The organism is Chromobacterium sp. LK1, from assembly GCF_001043555.1.
GTDB classification, from domain to species: Bacteria; Pseudomonadota; Gammaproteobacteria; order Burkholderiales; family Chromobacteriaceae; genus Chromobacterium; species Chromobacterium aquaticum.
On record NZ_LDUI01000088.1, the window covers coordinates 1 to 1,165 of the forward strand.

Consider the following 1,165-nt stretch of genomic DNA (forward strand, 5'->3'; position numbering starts at 1 on the left):
GCGGCAACTACGCCCAGATCGAAGCAACCGGCAATAACGCCGTGGTGGCCGCGGCCGCAACCGTGCGCGAAGTCATGCTGGGGGAGGGTGGCTGCGCCGCAATTGCGTACAACGATGGCACACGAACCCGCTTTGCCCTGGCGTATGTGGGCGAAAACGGTATCGAGGCCGGCGTGAAGTATCGCCTCAATGACCAGCACCAGTTTGAGGCCGTCATTGATGACCAGGAAGAAGAGGAGGCGGCATGACTGCGATTTCGCGCGACGAATGGCTCGCACTGCGCAACACCGGCATCGGCGGCAGCGACGCCGGCACTGTGCTGGGCGTGAACCCATACAAAACCGCGTATCAGCTCTATCTGGAAAAGCGCGGCGAGCTCCAGCCGGAAGACATCGACGACAAGGAGGCGGTGATCGCCGGCCGCGACCTCGAAGACTACGTTGCCCAGCGTTACAGCCGGCGCACCGGGCTGAAGGTCGAGCGCTGCAACACCATGCTGCGCCACCAGGATCATCCGTTTGTTCTGGGCAATTTGGATCGCTTGGTGTGGGAAGGCGACAAGCGACCGCAGCACCGCGGCGAGATCCGCACGCGGCATTTGCTGGAGTGCAAGACCGCCCTCGGTCGTTTCATCGACAAGTCGGCATGGGGTCCGGATGGCACCGACGAAGTGCCCATGACCTACCTCGTGCAGTGCCAGCACTACATGGCGGTGACCGACGCCGAGCTGTGCGACCTGGCTGTGCTGATGTCCGGCCCGGAGTTCCGCCTCTATCACATCCGGCGGGATAACGAGCTGATCGCGGAGCTGATCGCCCGCGAAGCGGAGTTCTGGCTGCGCGTTCAGACGGGCACGGCGCCGGAACTGGATTGTGATCACGCGACCACGCCCGACCTGCTTGCCAAGCTCTACCCGGGGACGAACGGTGAGGAAATAGTCCTGCCGGACAGTGCCGCTCACTGGAAGGCAGTCATGGACGAGGCGAACGAGCAGAAAAAACTGTACGAGGCCGTGGCCACCGGCGCCAAGAACCACTTATTGGCCCAGATGGGAGAGGCTGCCGTGGGCAAACTGCCGGACGGCTCGCAGTTCACCCGTAAGGCGATCAACCGCGACGCTTACACCGTTGACGCCGTGACCTACATCGATTTCCGCCACAAGAAG

Annotated in this window: 2 protein-coding genes; both read left to right on the forward strand. The window is 62.8% G+C overall.

The features are described from left to right. Positions 1-248 (forward strand): hypothetical protein (locus VI26_RS24905; RefSeq protein WP_048412071.1); only part of this gene is annotated, 248 nt, incomplete at its 5' end. Further along, a partial coding sequence (locus tag VI26_RS22960) for a YqaJ viral recombinase family protein (RefSeq protein WP_048412072.1) occupies positions 245-1,165 on the forward strand: 921 nt, incomplete at its 3' end. The genes VI26_RS24905 and VI26_RS22960, both read left to right, overlap by 4 nt.